This window comes from Thiorhodovibrio frisius, from assembly GCF_033954835.1.
Lineage (GTDB): Bacteria > Pseudomonadota > Gammaproteobacteria > Chromatiales > Chromatiaceae > Thiorhodovibrio > Thiorhodovibrio frisius.
The window spans coordinates 5,213,704-5,232,704 of sequence record NZ_CP121471.1 but is presented as its reverse complement, the minus strand read 5'-3'; the positions used below and the strand labels follow the sequence as shown (position 1 = coordinate 5,232,704).

At 61.0% G+C, this 19,001-nt stretch carries 18 protein-coding genes; 3 read left to right on the top strand and 15 right to left on the bottom strand.

Features of this window, described 5'->3' with window-relative positions; translation table 11 throughout:
• Positions 1-118 precede the first annotated feature (118 nt).
• On the bottom strand, positions 119-586 hold the full coding sequence (locus Thiofri_RS23760; protein ID WP_009149123.1) for an Hsp20 family protein: 468 nt from the start codon (positions 584-586) through the stop codon (positions 119-121).
• A gap of 407 nt (positions 587-993) precedes the next feature.
• Between Thiofri_RS23760 and Thiofri_RS23755 the strand changes: the two genes are divergently transcribed.
• Complete coding sequence (locus tag Thiofri_RS23755; protein WP_009149122.1) at positions 994-2,589, top strand: cation:proton antiporter family protein; 1,596 nt, start codon at positions 994-996, stop codon at positions 2,587-2,589.
• A 73-nt stretch (positions 2,590-2,662) separates the two neighbouring features.
• Here the strand turns inward: Thiofri_RS23755 and Thiofri_RS23750 are convergent, their stop codons facing one another.
• Entirely contained in the window at positions 2,663-3,895 is a 1,233-nt protein-coding gene (locus Thiofri_RS23750; protein ID WP_009149121.1) for a 30S ribosomal protein S1, read from the bottom strand.
• A 241-nt stretch (positions 3,896-4,136) separates the two neighbouring features.
• On the opposite strand from Thiofri_RS23750, the gene apbC reads away from it, so the two are divergent.
• Positions 4,137-5,228, top strand: coding sequence for an iron-sulfur cluster carrier protein ApbC (gene apbC, locus Thiofri_RS23745; protein WP_009149120.1), 1,092 nt, complete (start codon positions 4,137-4,139; stop codon positions 5,226-5,228).
• Positions 5,229-5,326: 98 nt separating this feature from the next.
• On the opposite strand, the gene Thiofri_RS23740 is transcribed toward apbC, so the two are convergent.
• The 11 genes from Thiofri_RS23740 to Thiofri_RS23690 all read right to left on the bottom strand — a co-directional run bounded on the left by Thiofri_RS23740 (position 5,327) and on the right by Thiofri_RS23690 (position 16,343).
• Complete coding sequence (locus tag Thiofri_RS23740) at positions 5,327-6,583, bottom strand: alpha/beta hydrolase family protein (protein WP_009149119.1); 1,257 nt, start codon at positions 6,581-6,583, stop codon at positions 5,327-5,329.
• A 53-nt stretch (positions 6,584-6,636) separates the two neighbouring features.
• Positions 6,637-7,869, bottom strand: coding sequence for an MFS transporter (locus Thiofri_RS23735; protein WP_040855898.1), 1,233 nt, complete (start codon positions 7,867-7,869; stop codon positions 6,637-6,639).
• Between the two features lie 38 nt (positions 7,870-7,907).
• On the bottom strand, positions 7,908-8,549 hold the full coding sequence (locus Thiofri_RS23730; protein ID WP_009149115.1) for a CDGSH iron-sulfur domain-containing protein: 642 nt from the start codon (positions 8,547-8,549) through the stop codon (positions 7,908-7,910).
• 48 nt (positions 8,550-8,597) lie between these two features.
• Complete coding sequence (locus tag Thiofri_RS23725; RefSeq protein WP_009149113.1) at positions 8,598-9,455, bottom strand: hypothetical protein; 858 nt, start codon at positions 9,453-9,455, stop codon at positions 8,598-8,600.
• Between the two features lie 2 nt (positions 9,456-9,457).
• Positions 9,458-11,608, bottom strand: coding sequence for a molybdopterin-containing oxidoreductase family protein (locus Thiofri_RS23720; RefSeq protein WP_009149111.1), 2,151 nt, complete (start codon positions 11,606-11,608; stop codon positions 9,458-9,460).
• Between the two features lie 104 nt (positions 11,609-11,712).
• Positions 11,713-12,531 (bottom strand): HAD-IIB family hydrolase, encoded by an 819-nt coding sequence (locus Thiofri_RS23715; protein WP_009149109.1) that lies wholly within the window; start codon positions 12,529-12,531, stop codon positions 11,713-11,715.
• A 39-nt stretch (positions 12,532-12,570) separates the two neighbouring features.
• Complete coding sequence (locus Thiofri_RS23710) at positions 12,571-14,325, bottom strand: alpha-amylase family protein (protein WP_009149107.1); 1,755 nt, start codon at positions 14,323-14,325, stop codon at positions 12,571-12,573.
• A 354-nt stretch (positions 14,326-14,679) separates the two neighbouring features.
• A complete protein-coding gene (locus tag Thiofri_RS23705) occupies positions 14,680-15,144 on the bottom strand; it encodes a hypothetical protein (RefSeq protein ID WP_009149103.1) in 465 nt (154 codons plus the stop codon).
• A gap of 170 nt (positions 15,145-15,314) precedes the next feature.
• The gene (locus Thiofri_RS23700; RefSeq protein WP_009149101.1) at positions 15,315-15,647 is read right to left on the bottom strand and encodes an MDR/zinc-dependent alcohol dehydrogenase-like family protein; all 333 of its coding nucleotides are present in this window, start codon (positions 15,645-15,647) and stop codon (positions 15,315-15,317) included.
• A gap of 248 nt (positions 15,648-15,895) precedes the next feature.
• Positions 15,896-16,105 (bottom strand): type II toxin-antitoxin system RelE family toxin, encoded by a 210-nt coding sequence (locus Thiofri_RS23695; protein WP_009149092.1) that lies wholly within the window; start codon positions 16,103-16,105, stop codon positions 15,896-15,898.
• Complete coding sequence (locus Thiofri_RS23690) at positions 16,095-16,343, bottom strand: type II toxin-antitoxin system Phd/YefM family antitoxin (RefSeq protein WP_009149090.1); 249 nt, start codon at positions 16,341-16,343, stop codon at positions 16,095-16,097. The genes Thiofri_RS23695 and Thiofri_RS23690 overlap by 11 nt, the downstream gene beginning before the upstream one ends.
• Before the next feature lie 179 nt (positions 16,344-16,522).
• Between Thiofri_RS23690 and Thiofri_RS23685 the strand changes: the two genes are divergently transcribed.
• Positions 16,523-16,771, top strand: a complete 249-nt coding sequence (locus Thiofri_RS23685; protein WP_040855894.1) for a hypothetical protein — start codon at positions 16,523-16,525, stop codon at positions 16,769-16,771.
• Here Thiofri_RS23685 and Thiofri_RS23680 read toward each other — a convergent pair.
• Positions 16,736-18,142: a glycosyltransferase family protein gene (locus tag Thiofri_RS23680; RefSeq protein ID WP_009149087.1), complete on the bottom strand. Its 1,407-nt coding sequence runs from the start codon at positions 18,140-18,142 to the stop codon at positions 16,736-16,738. The two genes, Thiofri_RS23685 and Thiofri_RS23680, sit on opposite strands and share 36 nt — an antisense overlap.
• Entirely contained in the window at positions 18,117-18,956 is an 840-nt protein-coding gene (locus tag Thiofri_RS23675) for a B12-binding domain-containing radical SAM protein (RefSeq protein WP_323705747.1), read from the bottom strand. The genes Thiofri_RS23680 and Thiofri_RS23675 overlap by 26 nt, the downstream gene beginning before the upstream one ends.
• Between the last annotated feature and the right edge of the window lie 45 nt (positions 18,957-19,001).

Below are 19,001 nucleotides of genomic sequence, written 5' to 3'. Positions count from 1 at the left end.
GGTTGCGCCCATCATGGGCGGAACCTTTTGGTGCTGAAGCTGGCTTTTGAGGCTGGCTTTTAGCCGGGGCGCCAGGATGACGCCACGGCTGGGATTAGCCCGTCAGCTTCTGCTCCAGTTAGGCCGCTTTGGCGTGCTCAGATTCGATAAAGCCGCGCGGGCTGGCCTGATCGCGACGAATCTCGATCTTGCGTGGCTTCATCGCCTCGGGCACCTCGCGTTCGAGGTCGATGTGCAGCAGGCCGTTCTCCAGCCGGGCGTCGACCACTTTCACATAGTCGGCGAGCTGGAACTTGCGCTCGAAGCTGCGGTTGGCAATGCCCCGATACAGGAACTGCCGATCCTTTGTCTCCTCGCGGCGCTGGCCAGTGACGCTCAGCACGTTTTCTTTGACCTCAAGCCCCAGCTCATCTTCGCTGAAGCCAGCGACGGCCAGGCTGATGCGGTAGTTGTTCTCGCTTTCCAGCTCCACATTGTAGGGCGGATAGCCGCCAGGCTCGCTGCGATAGGCGTTCTCCAGCGAGGAGGCCAGGCGATCAAAGCCGATCATGGAGCGGAACAGTGGTGAGAAGTCGAGAGTGGTCATGTCATATTCTCCATTGAGCAATACGTTTGAGGTTTGGCGTTCGAAATCGAACCGCCGTTTGGACGCTATTGGCCTTTGGTCCTCCGACCGTCACCATCGCTTGATGGCTTCAGGCCAGATCGCCAGCTGTTCGGGTGGCCTTTGGCGCCGCAGCCCCTTTCGGCGACTGCGTTATGTAAAGTAGCAACGAGTTAGCACTCTGTCAAGGGGAGTGCTAACAAAATTTTTTTGCGACCATGTTGTCAGCGGGTAACAGCGGTTTCTCCGTTGTTCGGACAGCGAAGTCATCGACCCCGTCTGTTCTTACTTCAGGTATCATTTTTTTGCCTGGTATGCTGCCAGGCGTGGGCTGAAGCTGGGTGCGCGAGCCTTTGCGTCAGCGGTACCTGTGCAGTAAGAGGGTTGTCATGTCGGATACTATCGCCTGGCTGGCGGGCGCTTTTGTCGGTGGGCTGATCGCACGTCAGCTTGGTTTGCCGCCGCTGGTTGGCTATCTGATTGCCGGCTTCGGGTTGCGGGCGACGGGCGCGGAAGCCACCGAGATGATCGAGCGCTTCGCGGATCTGGGTGTGACCCTGCTGCTGTTTACCATCGGGCTCAAGCTGCGTCTGACCAGCCTGACCGAACCCCATGTCTGGGGCGCGGCTGGCGCTCATGCGTTCATCTTCTTCCTGCTGAGCCTGTCGACCCTGCTAGGACTGGGCTGGCTTGATCTGCCCTATGTGCGCGACATCTCCCCGGTCAGCGCCATGGTCGTGGCCTTCGCGCTAAGTTTTTCAAGCACCGTCTTCGCGGTCAAGGTGCTGGAGGACAAGGGCGAGATGGCGTCCCTCTATGGCACCCTGGCCATCGGTATCCTGATCGTGCAGGATTTGGCGGCAGTGCTCTTTCTGGAGGCCTCGCTGGGCAAGGCGCCAACACTCTGGGCGCTGTTGCTGCTGGCGTTACTGCCGTTGCGACGGGCGCTGCTGTGGCTGCTGGAGCAGTCCGGGCACGGCGAGCTGCTGCTCTTGTTTGGTATCAGCTTCGCACTCGGCGGGGCGCAGCTGTTCGAGTTGGTGCACATCAAGGGTGATCTCGGCGCCCTGTTGCTCGGGGTGCTGATTGCCTCTCATCCCAAGGCAAGTGAGTTGGCCAAGGCGTTGCTTGGACTCAAGGATTTATTCCTGGTCGGGTTCTTTCTCAGCATTGGACTGAGCGCTGCGCCCAACCTGGATATGCTGCCGCTGGTGGCTGCCCTGCTTGCACTGTTGCTGGTCAAGGCATTTTTGTTCGAGCAGCTCTTGCTGGACTTCCGCTTGCGCGCGCGCACCGCGCTGCTCTGTGGCCTGTCGCTGGCCAGTTACAGCGAGTTTGGCCTCATCGTGGCGGCGCTGGCGGTCAAAATGGGCTGGTTGTCGGCCGACTGGCTGGCCATCATCGGCATCACCCTGGCGTTGTCGCTGATCATTGCCTCGGCGCTGAATGCACGCTCGCACAGCCTGTATGAACTCTTCAGCGCCCGACTGCGTCGCCAGGAGCGCCCCCAACGCATTCCCGTTGAGCGTGAGATCGACCCCGGCAATGCCAACGCCATGGTCATTGGTATGGGGCGGGTTGGCACCGGCGCCTATGACAGCCTGGCGCAGGATCGCGGCATGCAGCCCGTGGGTGTGGATGCCGACCCGCAGACGGTGGCGCGCCATAATGCCGTCGGACGCCATCTGGTGCAGGGCAGCGCCACCGATGCCGACTTCTGGCACCGCCTGCATCTCGATGACGGCCATGTAAAACTGGTGCTGCTGGCCATGCCAGCGTTATCAGAAAACGTCTTTGCCGCCGAGCATCTGCGCAAGGAGGGCTATACCGGCACCATTGGCGCCATCGCCAAGTTCCCGGATGACGAGGCCGTGCTGCGTGCCGCCGGCGTTGGGCAGGTGTTTAACCTTTACGCCGAGGCTGGATCAGGCTTTGCGCAGCATGTGTGCGAGGCTCGGCAGGCGGTGGCCAAGGCAGCCGCTTGATCCCGCCGCGAGCGCGGCCAGGCTGATCGCTTGGTGTTGGATCGATCAGCTCTGGATCACGTGGCGGGATCGGTCATTTCTGGCGCATTTGCTCCCGCAGCAGCTCGCCAAGAGTGCCCATCGCAGGTTCTTGCCCCGCTCCGGATGCCTTCTCGCGCGCGGACTTGGCCGCCGCAGACGACACGGGGTCCGGGCTTGCCGTATCGGCAGGCTCGGCGCCTTCGTTTGCCAGTGCGAGCGAGATCCGCCGCCGTTCGGTATCCACCCCCAGCACCCGGACTTCGACTAGTTGATCGCTATTGACTACCTCTTGCGGATGGGCAATGCGCCGACCGCCGCCGAACTCGCTGATGTGAATCAGCCCCTCCAGTCCGGGTGCCAGTTCGACAAAAGCACCGAAGGGCTGCAAGCGGGTGACCTTGCCCGAAATCTGGGTGCCGACCGGGAAACGGCTGTGCGCATCGCTCCAAGGGTCTTGCGCCAGGGCGCGAATTGACAGGGCGATTTTCTCCGGGCGTTTGGGGTTATTGGTCTGCTCGATGCGCAACACCTGCACCTCGATTTGCTGACCCGTGCGCAGCATGTCCTCGGGGTGGCGCACATGGCCAAAGGCCAGTTCGCTGATATGCACCATGCCCTCGACGCCGCCAAGATCAACGAAGGCGCCAAAGTCTTTAAGCTGGGTGACAGTGCCGTATAGCACCGCGCCAACCTCAAGCTTGGCGCGGGTTTCCTCCGCTGCGGCGGCTTGGGCTTCTTCGAGCAAGGCGCGGCGGGAGACCACCAGATCAAGCTTACGCCCGCCGGAGAACTTGGTGATGCGAAACTCGTGGCGCTCACCGACAAGCGTCGAGAGATCCTCGATAAAGCGCAATTCGACCTGAGAGGCTGGGCAGAAGGCGCGATGACCGGCAATCTGCACCTCCACGCCGCCCTTGATAACGCCGGTGATCTGCCCCTCGACCGGCTGACCGGAGTGGAAGGCGGCCTCGAGTTCCTCGCTGCCATGCAGGGCGCGCCCATGGCGCTGGCCGAGGCGCGGCGCGCCGGTGTCGGCATCGATGCTGGTGATCCGCGCATCAATGGTGTCGCCGATCTGCGCCTTGAGGCTGCCATCCTCGGCGGTGAGATTGATGATATCCATCAGCGCCTCGGTCTTGCCGCCGATGGCGACGAAGACCTGATCGGCATCAATGGCGACAATCTCGCCACGCACCTGGTCGCCGACCTTGGGTTCGTGCTGCGCGCGCTTGGCCTTGGGCTCACTTTCCGCGAGCATCGCAGCGAAACTGGTCTCTTCAGTCATGGATAGAATGTCCGTCGCTTGATAGCCGCGAACCGGTCTGGTGGTCGCCGCCTGCAAAGAGGCGAATTGTACCCTTGCGCGGGCACAAAGGCTCGCGCCAGCTTGAATTAGCATTTCCTGATACCACGTCCGGACGATAACCGACTTGGCTGCGACTGGCTGTCTTATGATGGCGAGAAGTGACGACGAAACGCAGGCCGTCAAATTTTTTTAGTTTTTGCGAGCGATAACGGAGCAACCCATGTCCGACCTGACCAAAGAAGTCATCGAAGAAGCCATGAAAGGCTATACAGAACCCCATTTGGGCCGTGACCTGGTGTCCACCAAGTTGATCAAGGCTATTGAGATCGAAGGCGATCAGGTCAAGGTCAAAGTCACTCTTGGCTTTCCAGCTCAAGGTGTTTGTCATGCCATCGCGGCCATTTTGCGCGAGCACATCGAAGCCGTTCCCGGCGTCAGCGCGGCTAAGGTCGATGTCGACTGGGAGATCAAGGCCCACTCGGTGCAGAAGTCACTCAAGCCCATCGGTCAGGTGAAAAACATCATCGCCGTGGCCTCCGGCAAGGGCGGGGTGGGAAAATCGACCACGGCGGTCAATCTGGCGCTGGCGCTGGCGGCTGAGGGTGGGCAAGTCGGCATTCTGGACGCGGACATCTACGGCCCCTCGCAGCCACGCATGCTTGGCATCACCGGCAAGCCGGAATCCAAAGACGGCAACAGCCTGGAACCCATGACCAGCCATGGCCTACAGGCCATGTCCATTGGTTTCCTGATCGACGAGGAAACCCCGATGATCTGGCGTGGCCCCATGGTCACCCAGGCGTTGGAGCAACTGCTCAACGACACCAATTGGGGCGAACTCGACTATTTGGTCATCGACCTGCCGCCTGGCACTGGCGACACCCAACTCACTTTGGCGCAGAAGGTACCGGTCTCGGGCGCCATCATTGTGACTACACCTCAGGACATCGCGCTTCTCGACGCGCGCAAGGGCCTGAAGATGTTCCAGAAGGTGGAAGTGCCTGTGCTTGGCATTGTGGAGAACATGAGCATCCACATCTGCTCCAAGTGTGGCCATGAAGAACACATCTTCGGCCAGGGTGGCGGTGCGTCTATGTCCGAACAATACGGCGTGCAACTCCTCGGCTCTCTCCCGCTGGACATCCACATTCGCGAGGAAGCCGACAGCGGCAAGCCCACAGTGGTGGCGCAGCCAGAATCGCGCATCTCCGAGATCTATCGCGAAATCGCGCGCAAGACGGCTGCCAAGCTGTCGTTGCAGGCCAAAGACTACGCGGCCAAGTTCCCGCGCATTGTGATCGAGAACAACTGATCCCCCACCCTCTGGGCGGCTGTCAATGAGTCGTTTTGGTGTCGACGCAGACGCTGCCGCCCGGACGGGAGTGAAGATCGCTCTGTGGCAAGGACGCTTCAGCCGAGTGTTTCATCCAGCCAGTCCAGCAACACGGCATTGGACAAGGGCAAGTTGCCCAGCTGGCAATGGGCGTCAGCACCTTCTTGAGCCGTAAATTGCCGACTGGTGACAGGCCCGGCTGCTCCCGCGATAAACGCCTCAGTTTGGGCCAATGGGCCGACGCCTTCGCCCTCGCTGACCATGGCCAGCCCCGGCACCTTGATGCGGTCAAGATCAGCGGCAAGGTTGAACTGCTTGAGATAAGTAAACACACCTTTGGCTGTCTCCCGACCGTAGCGGCGGCACATGTTGCCGAGGCTGCGCCTGGCTTCGCGCGGACTGAACCCGCCCGATTCCTGACCCTGGTCAGGGCCTGGTTCGGGAATCTCGATGTCCTCGGGCCGGAAGTCCTCTTCGTCGGGCAGTTCGGCCGGATCGAAAGGCATGAAACCGCACAGGTAGGCGTGTAGGTCCAGTATGGGGGAGTTGGCGGCCACCGCGCGAATGCGGGGCTCGAATGCGGCGGCGCGCAGGACGAAGTAGCCGCCAAGGCTGATGCCGTAGAGGGCCAGTCGCTCAAGATCGACCTCTGGGAATTGGGCTAGTCTGTCAATTACCGCAGCGACGGGTGCTTCGTAATCCGGTCTAAAAGTCAGGTCCGCATAGGCGCGCATGCTATCCACTTGGCCCGGTCCGGCGAATAGGCAGACCGCGTGCCCACGCTCCAGCGCAGCTCGACCGCACTGGAACCACATCTCCTCGCAGGTGCCGTCGAAGCCGGACATGGCCATTAGGGTCACGCCGCTTGGACGGCTGCCGAGTTGACCGGGTGGAAAATAGTACCCAGGCAAACGACACCCCTCGAAAGGGGCGTCGAGAGGCTGGTACTGAATACCGGCGAGACTGAGCGCTCGCTGTAGGCAATCTCTGGAGGCTTGACCGGCCTGCTTGTGCTGCGCAGTCGTCGGGTCGCCGTAGTATTCTGTCGCTCGGTAGCTATTGGCGGCCGCGAACAGGCGCTCGGAGGCGCTGAGCGCACACCCGGTCTGTTCGAGATCGACCGCGTTTTGTTCTTGAGCCCGAGCCAATGTCGCGAATTCGCGCGCCCAGGAATCCGGGTCGCCGTCTGTGATACGCGCAGCAACAGCGATGCATTCCCCCGCCGACGCACCGCCATAAGCCGCGCTGCCAAGATGGCGCAGCAACTGAAAATCCATCTCAGGGCTCTGAAAGCCCGCTATCCGAGTCGCGCCACGTTCAGTCGAATCCGCCATGATTGCCTCCGTTAGTTAGGTCGAGTTAGCTGCATCGCCATGCGCCCCCGCGCTTAGGCTCGTGCGGCAACCGTCGCCGCTGCGGTGCCCTTGCTGGATATTTTGCGCAGATCCGGCAAAAAGACCGCGAGCAGGCCGATTAGTGGCAGAAAGGAGCAGATCTGGTAGACCCTGACGATGCCCCAGAGATCGGCGAGCTGTCCCAGCAGCGCCGCACCGATGCCGCCCAGTCCGAAGGCGAGCCCAAAGAAGAGCCCGGAGACAGTGCCAATGCGCCCTGGGATCAGCTCCTGGGCATAGACCACCATGGCCGGAAAGGCCGAGGCCAATAAGAAGCCGATGATCAGGGTCAGCCCTACCGAGGCGCCCAGCCCGACGTAGGGCAGCGCCAGAGTGAAGGGTGCGACCCCGAGGATCGAAATCCAGATCACCCGTTTGCGTCCGATGCGATCCCCGATCGGCCCACCCAGCAGGGTCCCGGCGGCGACCGCGAACAGGAAGAAAAAGAGGTGATATTGCGCCGTCTGGGTGTCGATCTTGTACTGGTGCATCAAATAGAAGATCAGATAGCTGCTGATGCTGGCCAGGTAGAAGAACTTGGAGAACATGAGTGCGAGCAGAACGGCAAGCGTGCGCGCGACCCGTCCCCGCGGCAGCCCGTGGTGCTCGACAGGGGCTGTGCGTTTCGGGTTGCGGTGCTGGTGGCGATACCAGAAGCCCACGCCTGTCAGCACCAGCATGGCCAGGAGCGCGATCAGCGAGAAGAATGCGATGCTGCCCTGTCCATTGGGCAGCACGATCCAGGCAGCGAGCAGGGGGCCGACCGCGGTGCCAGCATTGCCTCCGACCTGGAAGATCGATTGCGCCAGACCGTGGCGTCCGCCCGAGGCCAGGCGTGCCACGCGTGAGGACTCGGGATGGAAGATCGAGGAGCCCGAGCCCACCAAGGCGGCAGCCATCAGCACCATCGGAAAGCTGGATGCTTGCGACAGGAGCAGCAGTCCGCTCAGGGTACAGCCCATGCCGAACGCCAGCGAGAAAGGCTGGGGATGGCGGTCGGTGTAGTAGCCGACCAGTGGTTGCAGCAAGGATGCGGTGAACTGAAAGGTCAGGGTGATGAGCCCGATCTGGCCGAAGCTCAGGTGCAGTCCGGATTTGAACAGCGGATAGATGGCCAGCATCAGCGACTGCATGGTGTCGTTGAGAAAATGCGCGAAGCTGATGGCGCCAAGCACCCGAAAAGCGGTGCGATCAGCCGAGTCGGCGGAGTGAGTGCGGTCGTTCATAGCCTGGTCGAGGGCGGCAGTAACCCAGGTCCTTTTCGCTACCAATCAATCTCCCGATGCTTGGCGTCGCAGAAGGGTTTGTTTTCTGAGGCGCCGCAGCGGCACAGAGCGACTTTCTCTCCCGCCCAGGCGATGCGGCCACTGGCGGCGCGGATTTTGAAGTTGCCTTTTACCAGCAGGGGGCCGTGGTCGATGGCTTTGAGTTCCAGCGGGCCGCCTTCGGTTTCCAATCCTGGGCCTGAGTCGCCGACGGCGCCATAGTCGCAAAACTTGGCCGCGCGGTGGGAGTTGTCGCAGAAGGGTTTGTTTTGCGACTTGCCGCAGCGGCACAGGGCTGCGCGGGTTTTCAGTCCGGGTTTCTCCGCTGGCGCGCCTTCGATGTGCAGGTCGCCAGTGGCGTACAGGGGGCCGTCGGAGATCACTGTGATGCGATTCTCGGACGGTGGCGTTTCCGGGCCGCCGGTTTTGTCGCTGTAGCTCAGGGCGCCACTCGGACAGCGTTCGACAATCTCGCGTACCTCGGCCGGGGTGCTGGCGTCGGGCATGCACCAGGGGGTGCGGCCTTGTTGGAACAGATCGCCGGTCGCGCGCCCGCATTCGCCGATGCCGATGCACAGGCTTTGGTCGAAGTGGACCTCAATGTCATTGCCGGGGAAATCCGATATTTGGTCGTCTGCCATGGTTGCGGTCCTCAATGAAACTGTTGTTGTTGCCGACGCGGGTGCGGTTCAGGCGCGGTCGTCGGAGTCTGGAATCTCGGCGCCAAGCGCCCGGGCGCTTTGGAGTCCGGCCGCCAAATCTCGGGTGCGCAAAATGGCGATGCGGTCTTTCGTGTGCCTGTCTGGTTGGACCGTGACGCCCTGGTCTTTTGCTGCTTGCATGGCCTCTGGCTCAGGCTCGCCCTCGCCAAAGACCGAGATCACATAGCCGCCGGGGATGGCCGGAGGTGGGCTGAAGCGCTGGCCGTCGACCAAAGCAACCCAGGCGCGCATGAACTCAGCGCCGTAGAGGTCAAAAAAACCATTGGAGCCGCGCAGATGCATTTCAACCGGCTGGCCGCCGATTAGCTCGATGTTGCACAGGCCGGTGTAGCCGGGCAGATGCTTGCGCACCATGCTGCGGAGGATGGGTTCCAGATGCGGCATTTCGGCGCCGACCTCCCAGTAGAGCGGCCTTGCACCATCGCGCACGTCCGAGGCGCGGGTGTGGGCGAACCAACGTGCCTCGCCCTGGTCGACCAGGCAATCGCTGCTGCTCTGCTCGCCTGTGAGTTGTTCGCACCAGAAGCTGCCGGGTTCGTCCGGCACCTGCTCGGCGCGCAGAGCGCGGGCGCCCTTGGCCATGCCGGCCAGGTTGATGATGGGTTTGACGAACAACGAAACCTGGGGACCAATGCCGAAGTCCGCCGGTGGCAGGCCGCAAGGGGCCGCGCGCAGTCCGGCAGCGAGGGCCAGGCTCAGGCGGTCGTAGATCTGGTGATGGGAGGGATTTAAGCGCCAGGCGTTGGTGTCGTTGACCGCCACATCGCGTTGTGGCTGAGGCTTAAAGATTGCCTCGCGTCCCGGCTGAATCCCGATGAAAGCCATGCTCAGGCGGCGGCGGGAAGAGCCGCCTTGACCGTCGTCCCGGCCGCCGGCGCAGGCGCTGCCTGCTGACCAGCCGCCCTGTCCTTCTCAACCTGACATAGGCTCGACTTAAAGGGCGGAAAGCCGCTGATGGGATCGAGCGTGCGATCATCGGTTAGCTCATTGATATTGGCGCCACGCCAAGCATGGGTGCAATGGACCACGCCGGGTTTGACCCGGTCGGTGATCTTGGCGATAAAACCGACCTGACCGCGCGGGGAGCGGACCACGACGGCATCGCCATCCTGAATACCGCGCGCGGCGGCGTCCTGCGGGTGGAGTTCCGCCAGCGGGTTGGGGACGGCGCGACGCATGCGCTCGAGGCGCTGGTGCTGCGAATGGGTGTCGAATTTGGTGCGTGCGCCACTGGTCAGCACCAGCGGATAGTCTTTGAACACCTCGGGTTGCGAGCGCGGACTTTCAGCCGGTTCGCGATACACCGGCAGGCCATCATGGCCGGCTTCCTTCAACTCTTCGGCGTCGAACTCAACCTTGCCGCTGCGGGTGTTGATGCCCTTTAGGCGATAGCTGCGGTCGGCGTCGAGAAAGCCGTGCTCGACCAGCTCCTCAATGATGTCGGCATAAACGGTCACGCCATCGGGGTTGGTGAAGACCTCGGTGCGGATCTCATCCGGGATGCCCTCGCCGGCTTCGGCCCAGGAGGCTTCCAGGTCGCCGTTCCAGAATTGCTCACCCATACCTAAGCGCACGCCAAGCTCCAGAAAGATTTGCGCATCCGGCTTGGCCTCGCCTTTGGGCGCCACCACCGCGCGGCGATAGCGCAACTCGCCTTGATAGGCGCAGCCGGGGTAGGCGATCAGCGCCGGGCGCTCCAGGTTGGTCGCCGCTGGCAGCACAATGTCGGCCTGGAGGGTGGCCTCGTTATGGAAGAAGTCGGTCGCGGCGAAGAAATCCAGTGCGCCCAGGGCTTGCTCCATGCGCTTGGAATTGGGCCACATGGCGGTGTTGATGCCCATTGCCAGCAGGCTATGCACCCGCTGGGGCTCACCGTCGAGAATGCAGTTGGGCAGCAGCATGCTTTGCCCCGCCGGCCAGTAGCGCGTCCAGACGGGGAAGACCTCGTCGCCGATGCGCGGTGGCAGATCGTTCAGACAATGCTCGAACAGCTCAATCGGCTTGGGGCTGACCTTGGTGCTGAAAAAACGGTTGCCGCCTTCGCGATCCAGATTGCCGGTGACGGCGCTGAGCAGAATCAGGGCGCGGTGATTCTGAAACCCATTGGAATGTTGCACTGTGGCGGTGGGCGACAGGGTGATCTGCGCAGGTCGGGTGGTGGCGAAGATCTCCACCGCGCGGCGAAGATCGCTTACCTCAATGCCACAGATGTCGGCGACCCGTTCGGGCGCAAAATCTTTGACGTAGTCGCGGAAGGCGTTGACCCCATTGCACCATTCATCGAGAAAGCCCTGATCCTGCCAGCCGTTGGCGAAAATCAGATGATGGAAGCCGAGCGCCAGCGCGCCATCGGTGCCGGGGCGCAGTTGCAGGTGCACATCGGCCTGTTCGGCCAGCGGTGTGCGGCGCGGGTCGACCACCACCAGTGCGAGCCCCGGCTTGCGATTGGCCAGCGGATGGGTGTCGAACGGCGGAATCGAGCCGCGCGGGTTGGTCGACCAGTTGAGAATGCATTTGGTCTTGGACGAGGCCACGGTGGAGGTGGTCTTCACGCGCGCGCCGAAGGTGACTTTCTCCGCCACCAGGGTGGCCGAGAAGCAGCAGCCGCTTTCGGTCAGGTAATTGGGCGAGCCGAAGGCGTGGGCGAGGCGCTGTAATTGCGGGCGCGCTTCTTTCGTATAACCGGCGAAGAAAGCCACCGCCGGAGCCCCATGCTGCTGACGGGTCTGATCGAGCCGGGTGGCGATGGTGTCGAGCGCCTCGTCCCAGCTGATGCGCTCGAACTGGCCGCTGCCTTTAGGGCCTGTGCGTTTTAGCGGATAGAGCAGGCGATCGGGGTGATTGCGCCGGTCGATCTGCACATAGCAGCGCGGGCAATCCGGGCCTTTCACACCGATGGGTTCGCCGCTGTTGTCGAGCTCGACCGCAATGGCGCAGTTGGCGTCGCATTCGTAGCAGGTGCTGGGGACGTTTGGCATGGGGCGCGGTGCTCGTGGGGGCAAATGGATTTGCCCCGGGTGAAAGACTGATCGCTGACTGGGCGAATCAATTCGCCCCTCCAAATCTTAACTGGCCGGAACTCTTAACTGGCCGGAAAGTCCAGCACGCCGTAGTGGCAAGCGCCTTCGATCACGCCGCTGGTGTAGTAGCCCGACAAGCCCTGGAAGCCGCCCTGGGCGAAATACACCTTGAGATCCGGACTCGCTGCTTGCGCCTGCTTGACGCTGCTGACCAGTTGCTCGTCGGCGTTGCGAACCAGAACGCCGGAAAAGCCGGCGGTGAGCGGGAAAACATCGTTGCCGCTGTCGCCGCAGAAAACCACCGCTGACTTCTCGAGCCCGAGTTTGGCGGCGACGAATTCCAGTGCTGTCTGCTTATTGGCGCTCTTGGGCAGAAAGTCAAGCAGCCCCTCGCCGCTTTGGGAGTCGAAGCTATAGATGGCACTTTCGTCGAAGTGGCCCTTCACGCGCTCATCGACCAGCTCGAGGATCGCATCACTGCGGTCATGATCGACAAAGTAGCTCTGCTTGAAGGGGTTGAGATTCTCAGGTGGCTGTTCGCTCAGGCCGTCAATTTCGGTCACGGCATTCTTGATGCCGGCGACATCCCAGCGCGGGCTTTGCGCGCGCACATGGGCAATCCAGTCATCGTCGAAGCTCCAGTGTCCGTCCCGATACTCGCGGATGGTGGTGCCGACATCGCCGATTAACACATGCGGGTGGCGGATGCCGAATTCGGCGATTGCCTGCTCGGTCAGCGCGAGGCTGCGACCGGTCACATAGATCACATAGGTGTCCTGTTCCCGAGTCAGGCGGTTGAAGAGCTCAATCGCCTGGGGGTCGGCTTCCCAGCGGCCATTGGGTAGCAGGGTGCGGTCAAGGTCAGTGGCCAGTGCCTTCATGGTGTCGTCCTCCTCCGGTAAAAACAGGCTAGCTAAAGGTTACAGATAGGATTTGGACTCTTCTCGCCCGTCTGCATCGGTATAGCGCACATGAAAGGTTAGGTCGCTTAAGTTGGCTTCCAAGTCTGCAGTGAACTCGTCTTTTTGCCAGTGCAGGGAGAGCTGGTTGGCCTCGGTTTTCTCAATGCTCAACTGGCCCCGAAAGGCCGGAGCGCAGTTGCGCATGCGGATTAAATCAAGCTGGTCGAGCACCACGGGTTGGTTTAGCCCTTCTTCAATATCGGCCGTGGTCAAATTGGTGCGGTTGATCTCCTTGTGTCCGGCCGGGCCACCCTGATCGGCCGCCGCGTAGTTATTGCGCCCGGCGAACAGATCCAAATACCAAACCTGCGGAATGCCGGGGATGAACATTTGAATGGCTCGGGCCAGGCGCAGTTTGCGCTCATCCTCGCCGAGTGCACTAAAGAAGGTGGCATTGAGCTGATAGTAGGCAATCTTCTTGCCATCGGCCCCATAGAGATTCTTCACCCGGCCACCGCGTTCGATTAACCGCTCCATGGCGGCCTCGATGTGCGCGTCGTCGAGCAGTCCTGGACGCAAGCCGCCATCAACCTCGACCCCGCGCAGGTCCAGCATCGGGATGCCATCATGGCAGCCGAGCATGTTGATGGTCTGGAACCCTTTGCTGTTGGCCTCTTTAATCCAGTTGATCAGGGCGCGGTTGTCGCCACGATCAAGCGCGTCTATAACCAGTCCGGGAAAGAAAAAGTCGTAGATCGGGAAACCCTTGCCGGCCACATCCGCGTGCAGGCCGCGCCCGTATTCGGTGTGAATTTCGGGGAAAACAATCAGCCCATAATCCAGCGCCAAGTGCTTGAGGCGTTCGAGATAGTCCCAGGTGCCGGGAGTGTTGAAGAAGTTCGCTTCGCCCGGAGCTTTGTGCAGATAGGCAAAGGCGTCGAGGCGAATAATGCGCGCGCCATAGGCCTTGAGTTTGGCGAAAGTCTCGGCATAAAAATCCCATACCTTCTCAGAGCGTGCATTCAGATCCATCTGGCCGAGGTACTCGCGCTTGCTCTCCACAAGGTCGATAATTTGTTGGCGATAGTCACCAAAGGCGCCAAAGTTGATATGATCAATGTGCGACTCGGCGCGAATCGCATGATTGATCATAGTCAATACCTGTTGCCGGGCATCTGCGTCCAGGCCGGGGATGGACTCGAGATCAGCCAGTTCCAGCTCACGATACAGAATCTTCTGATAAAAAGTATTCCAGTAAGGCCGTAGCGAGCCATCCGGAAAGCGCACCATTAAAATCGGCAGCCCGGGTTTGCGCATGAAGAGTTTCTGAAGGCACCAGTCATCCGGGATCATATAGCCATCCGGGCCCATCTGACCGTGGTCTTCCCAGAACTGATTCCAGTCGACAAAAAATTCCCGATACTCCGAGGCATCGCCACGGGCGAGCATGTCCTGAAACTGCGGCGAATTAACCGACAGATGATTCAGCACCAGGTCGAATTTGAACTCGATATTCAGCGCCTTGAGCGCCTCGATATCCTCGGGCTGAACCAACACCCGGTTGATGTCATAGTCGATCACGGAAAAGCCGCGATCAAGATCGCTGTTAAAGAAGGTCGGTAGCAGATAGAGCAGCGAGAAAGCGTCCTTGAACTCGGGTCGCTGTAGCAGGGCGACCTGGTCAGACAGGGTCTCGCCGATGCTGTCGGGATAGGCGTTGAACATGACACCACGGGGCAATGCCTGCGGTGGTGGTGGTGTGGAACTGGTCATGGGGAAAGAAGCCTTTTCGTGTGTCTGTCGCTCTAGCCTAAGCAGCGATCAATGCATGTAAAGTCTCAAGTATATCGCCGCTGCCATTGATCACAAGGTTAAAGTTCTGTTTCCCCAGGACCAAGCCACCCCGCGCGCGCATCGCCTAAAGTCGACCCAGGCAAATTTCTCGAGCGGTCTGAGCGCATTCTCGATGTCCGGACGCCTGGAATACCGGCTGCCGACGATTAGGTCGCCGGGCGGGAACACGACATCTTTCAAGCACTCGATTCTGGACGCAGTCAACCGAAAAATGCAGGCGACTTGCCTAATTGCGCGCAATTGTGTTCTGGTTGCCGATTTGGTGGGCAGCGATTAAGGCCAAAGCCTTAGGATGCCGACGACCAGGCCGCCGGTCCCCATCGTAATGCCGAACGACCATCGCATGAAACTGTCCATGCGTTGCTGTAGGCCGCGGATATCTTGCTGCACACTCTCAAAGCGCTTATCGACTTGCTCGAAGCGCTTGTCAACTTGCTCAAAGCGCCGGTCGATTTGTTCTAACCGCTTGTCGATCTGCTCGAAGCGCTTGTCAACTTGCTCAAAGCGTTTTTCAACTTGCTCGAAGCGCTTCTCCATCTGGTTGAAACCTTCACGCATCAACTCGCGCTGGTTTTTGAGCTCTTCTTCAACGCGCACCATGCGCTCACGCAATTCGATCTCATAGACAACCGGGGGCTTGCCAAGGCTTTGCTCAACCAGCCAGTCGCTGAGATTGTCTTTGACGTAGTCGCCAATTTGCTGCTTGATGAGGTTGAGGTCTTCTTGGGCAAGGGCCATGGTTGTGGTCTCCTTGGATAATCATGAAAATGGTGCAGTGCGAATCCTATCTTACCAGCCATGGGTTAGGCACCGGAGGCCGATCGGCAACGAAGCGACATTGAACGCGGGGCAGCAAACCGAGAATCCAGACAGCCCTATTCGTTCGCCAGCGCGCTCGGCAGAACGCATCATCCGCCCAACGCCAGAACGGTCGGAACTCGGAGATGCAGATTTTCGTAGCATCGCCTGATCGTCTCTTCTATCGCCCGCGCAAAGGCAACCGAGGCGACCAGATAGCCATCGCAATCCAGGCGCATGGTCTCTTCCAGGCTGATGATTCTGTAGTCGAGTAATAGCAGCCCGTGGAGTTTCGGATTACTGTCCACCACGGCGATGATTGCCAGGCCTTGCTCGCGCGCGGCTGTCAGCATGGTCAGGCCGATCTGGCCCGCGCCATTCGGCCTTGAGAAATCCTGGAAACGCCGCCGTGACCATGCCCTGAGGCCAGCGCAGTTCATCATGCAGATAGAGGCTCCGAACAGCCTCTTCGATCGCGTCAAACACCGGACTCGGCAACGTTAGATGAAACTGTTTGCGGCGGCTTTTCAACACCTTGCCGTTATTCCGCAGGATGGCCACGCAGGTCACGCCTGCCCAAGCCGGGTGCGCGATGTGGCATTATGCGGGGCTTGACGCTTATCGTTTGTCCGCCGCCTTATAGACCGCGTTTCGTGCACGCTTACCGATCGCAATGACAACAACCACAAGCTCAGATTTCCGAACCCTCATAGACCAGGCGGAACCCAGCGTTGCGCAGTTTGATCTTGTAGCGACTTGGGTGCCCAGAAAGCTTGGCCGATAGCACACAAGGATTCCCAAGACGCTCGGCGAGCTTTTTCTTGAACTGCCCACGAATGGAACCATCCAGGCGTCGCCACTCATTGAGCGCGTCTTCCTTGAAGCGAAGCTCAAAGCTCATCCAGACTGATCACAATTTCTTTTTGGCTGGCTCGCGCATCAGCGGTGGCGTTAAGCTCCAGGTCCTCAAGCTTTTCCAACAGCGCCTCGAAAACATCGGCTGGCACGCAATAAAAAGCCGGTTCGTTCCGATTGAGGATGGCAACCGGCTCACCTTCACCAGCCGCGAGAATTTCCATGGGGTTGCGCTTGAGTTCGGAGATACTCGCGGCCACACGAGACAGAACAAGATGCGACATGAATATCCTCCTGATACTGAGGACAGCTAGGGAGAAAACCTCACTCGGCGAGGTGCGGATAAGGCATGACCGGGTTCCCATGGTTGCATGGACTCGTCGGATTCAGGAAGTCTAATCGACTAGCCAGCCGGGCGCGAGCGGCAAGATATTTTTGCGGCAATTTCAGAGTCGCCAAGATCATGGACTATCGTGACCAGCTCGAGGCGCTGCTCGAGGAGACCAACCCCTTCGCGCTCGTCACCGTGGCGCACCTGCTCACCCAGCAAACGCGGGGAGACCAGGCCGGGCGTTACGCCGCAAAATGGCGTCTAACGCGGCTACTCTATGAGCGCGATTGCACTAAGGCGCGGCAGACCGCAATGTGGAATCCACCCATCAGATCGCGCGTCTGCTCAGGCCAGCAGCACGCTCCACACCGGCGCGGCTAGGTCATACAGGGGAACGAGCGTTGCGCGGCCTTGGTGCGCGGAAAGATCCCGATAGATGGCCGGCCCCGAGGTTTCGGCGACAATTTGGATGATGCCGGGTTGCAGGTGCTCGATGGCCTCCGGGCCGACGATGGGCCAGTGGCGCAGGGTCTTGCCAGCCAAGCGACGGTCGGCAAAACCAAGCAGCCGGACAGCTGTTGCCTCGGCCAACACTGGGTTGATCTGATCCACCATCTCGCCCTGGGCGCCATAGATCAGCAAGGTCTCGCCGGTGCGCGCGAGCAGGGCCAGCAACGCGCGCAGGGGCTGAAGATAGGCTGCTTCGGTCAGAAAAGAGGCGTCAGCACTGGTGGTCAGGATGACATCGTTCACCAAGCGGCCCGTTGGCAGCGGGTCCAGCGCGTGCAGCGCGTCCAAATCACCGCTGTGATAGGCGCGCAGCACTGCGGCGGCCTGATGGGGACGGTCCAACAGGTTGCACAGCGGGGGCGCGCGCAGTTCCGGATTGTCGTTCACGAGCTGGAACGTGCCGCAGCCGGCGACCTCGAAATGCCGCAGCTTGGTCTGCGGGCGCCCTTCCCCATCGGCGCTTAAACCGGTGCTGACCACGATTCGCGCCTGGTGATAAATGCTTACCAATTCATCCTGTTCGGGAAATCCGCGATGCCGGCGGTGCAGGGTCGGGTGGTGATCCCAACCATGGCCAAAGAGCGCAAAGTCAATCCCTTGCCGCTGACAAATGGCATCAAGCCCGACCAGCGTCTGCTGGCGGTCCCAGCCCTCGCGCACATAGTGCTCCGGGTTATTGCGCTGGCTCATGTTGGCGCCGGCAAACACCACGTCATAGCGCTTTCCCGCCCGCGCGGCGGCACCTGAGCCTGGATGAAACAGCGCCGGGTTGTAACCCCAGGGCAGATACGCGACCTGTGCCCGGCAGCCTCCCGCGCGAGATAGCGCCAGACGCCGCTCCACCCCGGCGCGCGAGGGCGAGTAGATGCGGTCATAGCGATGATCGTAGGCTGCGTTCTGCTGAAACCAGACCTCGGGGTCGTCATCGGCGTGAAAAGCGATCACCTCCAGACCGGCACCGCGCGCCCGCTCGAAAAAGGTGTCGCTAAACTCGGCCTGCACCGCCTCGGAATAGAAGAACAGCCGCGCGAAGCCGCCTTGCTGAATCAGCCGGTAGAGATATTGCTCCGTCAACTCGCGGGAATAGGCGCTGCGCAGCGGCGCGACATCCACAAAAGCCGCGTCATAGGACTGTCGCAGCGGCGCCACCCATTTGTCCCGCACAAAGCGGATCGACAGCTCGCCGACCATTAAGATTCGGCCGTTCGCGGGCGCCTCAGAGCCGGGCATCAGGGACGGCATGATCTCGGCCGGCGCTCATAAGGGTCGCATCGTCCCGTCCATGGTGGGCGCTTTGCGCTACCAAAACCGGTGATCCGTCAGGAAAAGCCAGCGTCATCCGCTCCCGCAGCGCGGCGCGGAAAGCGGCCGAGTCCAGAATCCGCTCGCGCGCCCGCGCCACCAGCCGGTCGCGGTAGCCGCGCCGCACATAGGCTTCGAGCTGGTCTTGCGTCAGGGTATCGGTGCGCGCCACCGCCCTGCCGGCGCCATCAAGGCGCTCCCAGTCTCCCGCTTGCAGCCAACCCTTCGCCACAAAATGGTCATACATCTTGGTGCCGGGAAAGGGCGTGGCGATGGAGAACTGCACGCTATCCGCCGGCAGGCGCGTCGCGAGCGCGATGGTCTTTTCGATGCTCGCGGCCGTGTCGTTCGGGTGGCCGAAGGTGAAGGTTAGATACACTCGAATCCCCAGCGCCTTGGTCGGTTCGACCTGCTCGATCACCTCCTCGATGCGGATGCGTTTGTCGATGGCATCCAGAACCGCCTGATCCGCCGACTCCACCCCATATTTAACCGTGTGCAGCCCAGCGGCCTTCAGCTCCGTCAGCACCTCTTCATCCATGCGATCAGCTCGACACATGGCGCCCCAGGGCAGATCGGTGATGCCGCGCGCTTGCAATTCCCGCGCGAAGGCAAGCACATGGCGGCGATCGATATTGAAGGTATCGTCATCAACATAGAAGCTGCGATAGGCAACCTTGGCGAGATTGGCCTCGCCCCCATCGACCACGCCTTTCGGATCGCGACGGCGGTAGGAATGGCCCCTGTAAACCATCTACGGCCACACACAAAAAATGCAGCCGTAAGGGCAGCCGCGCGA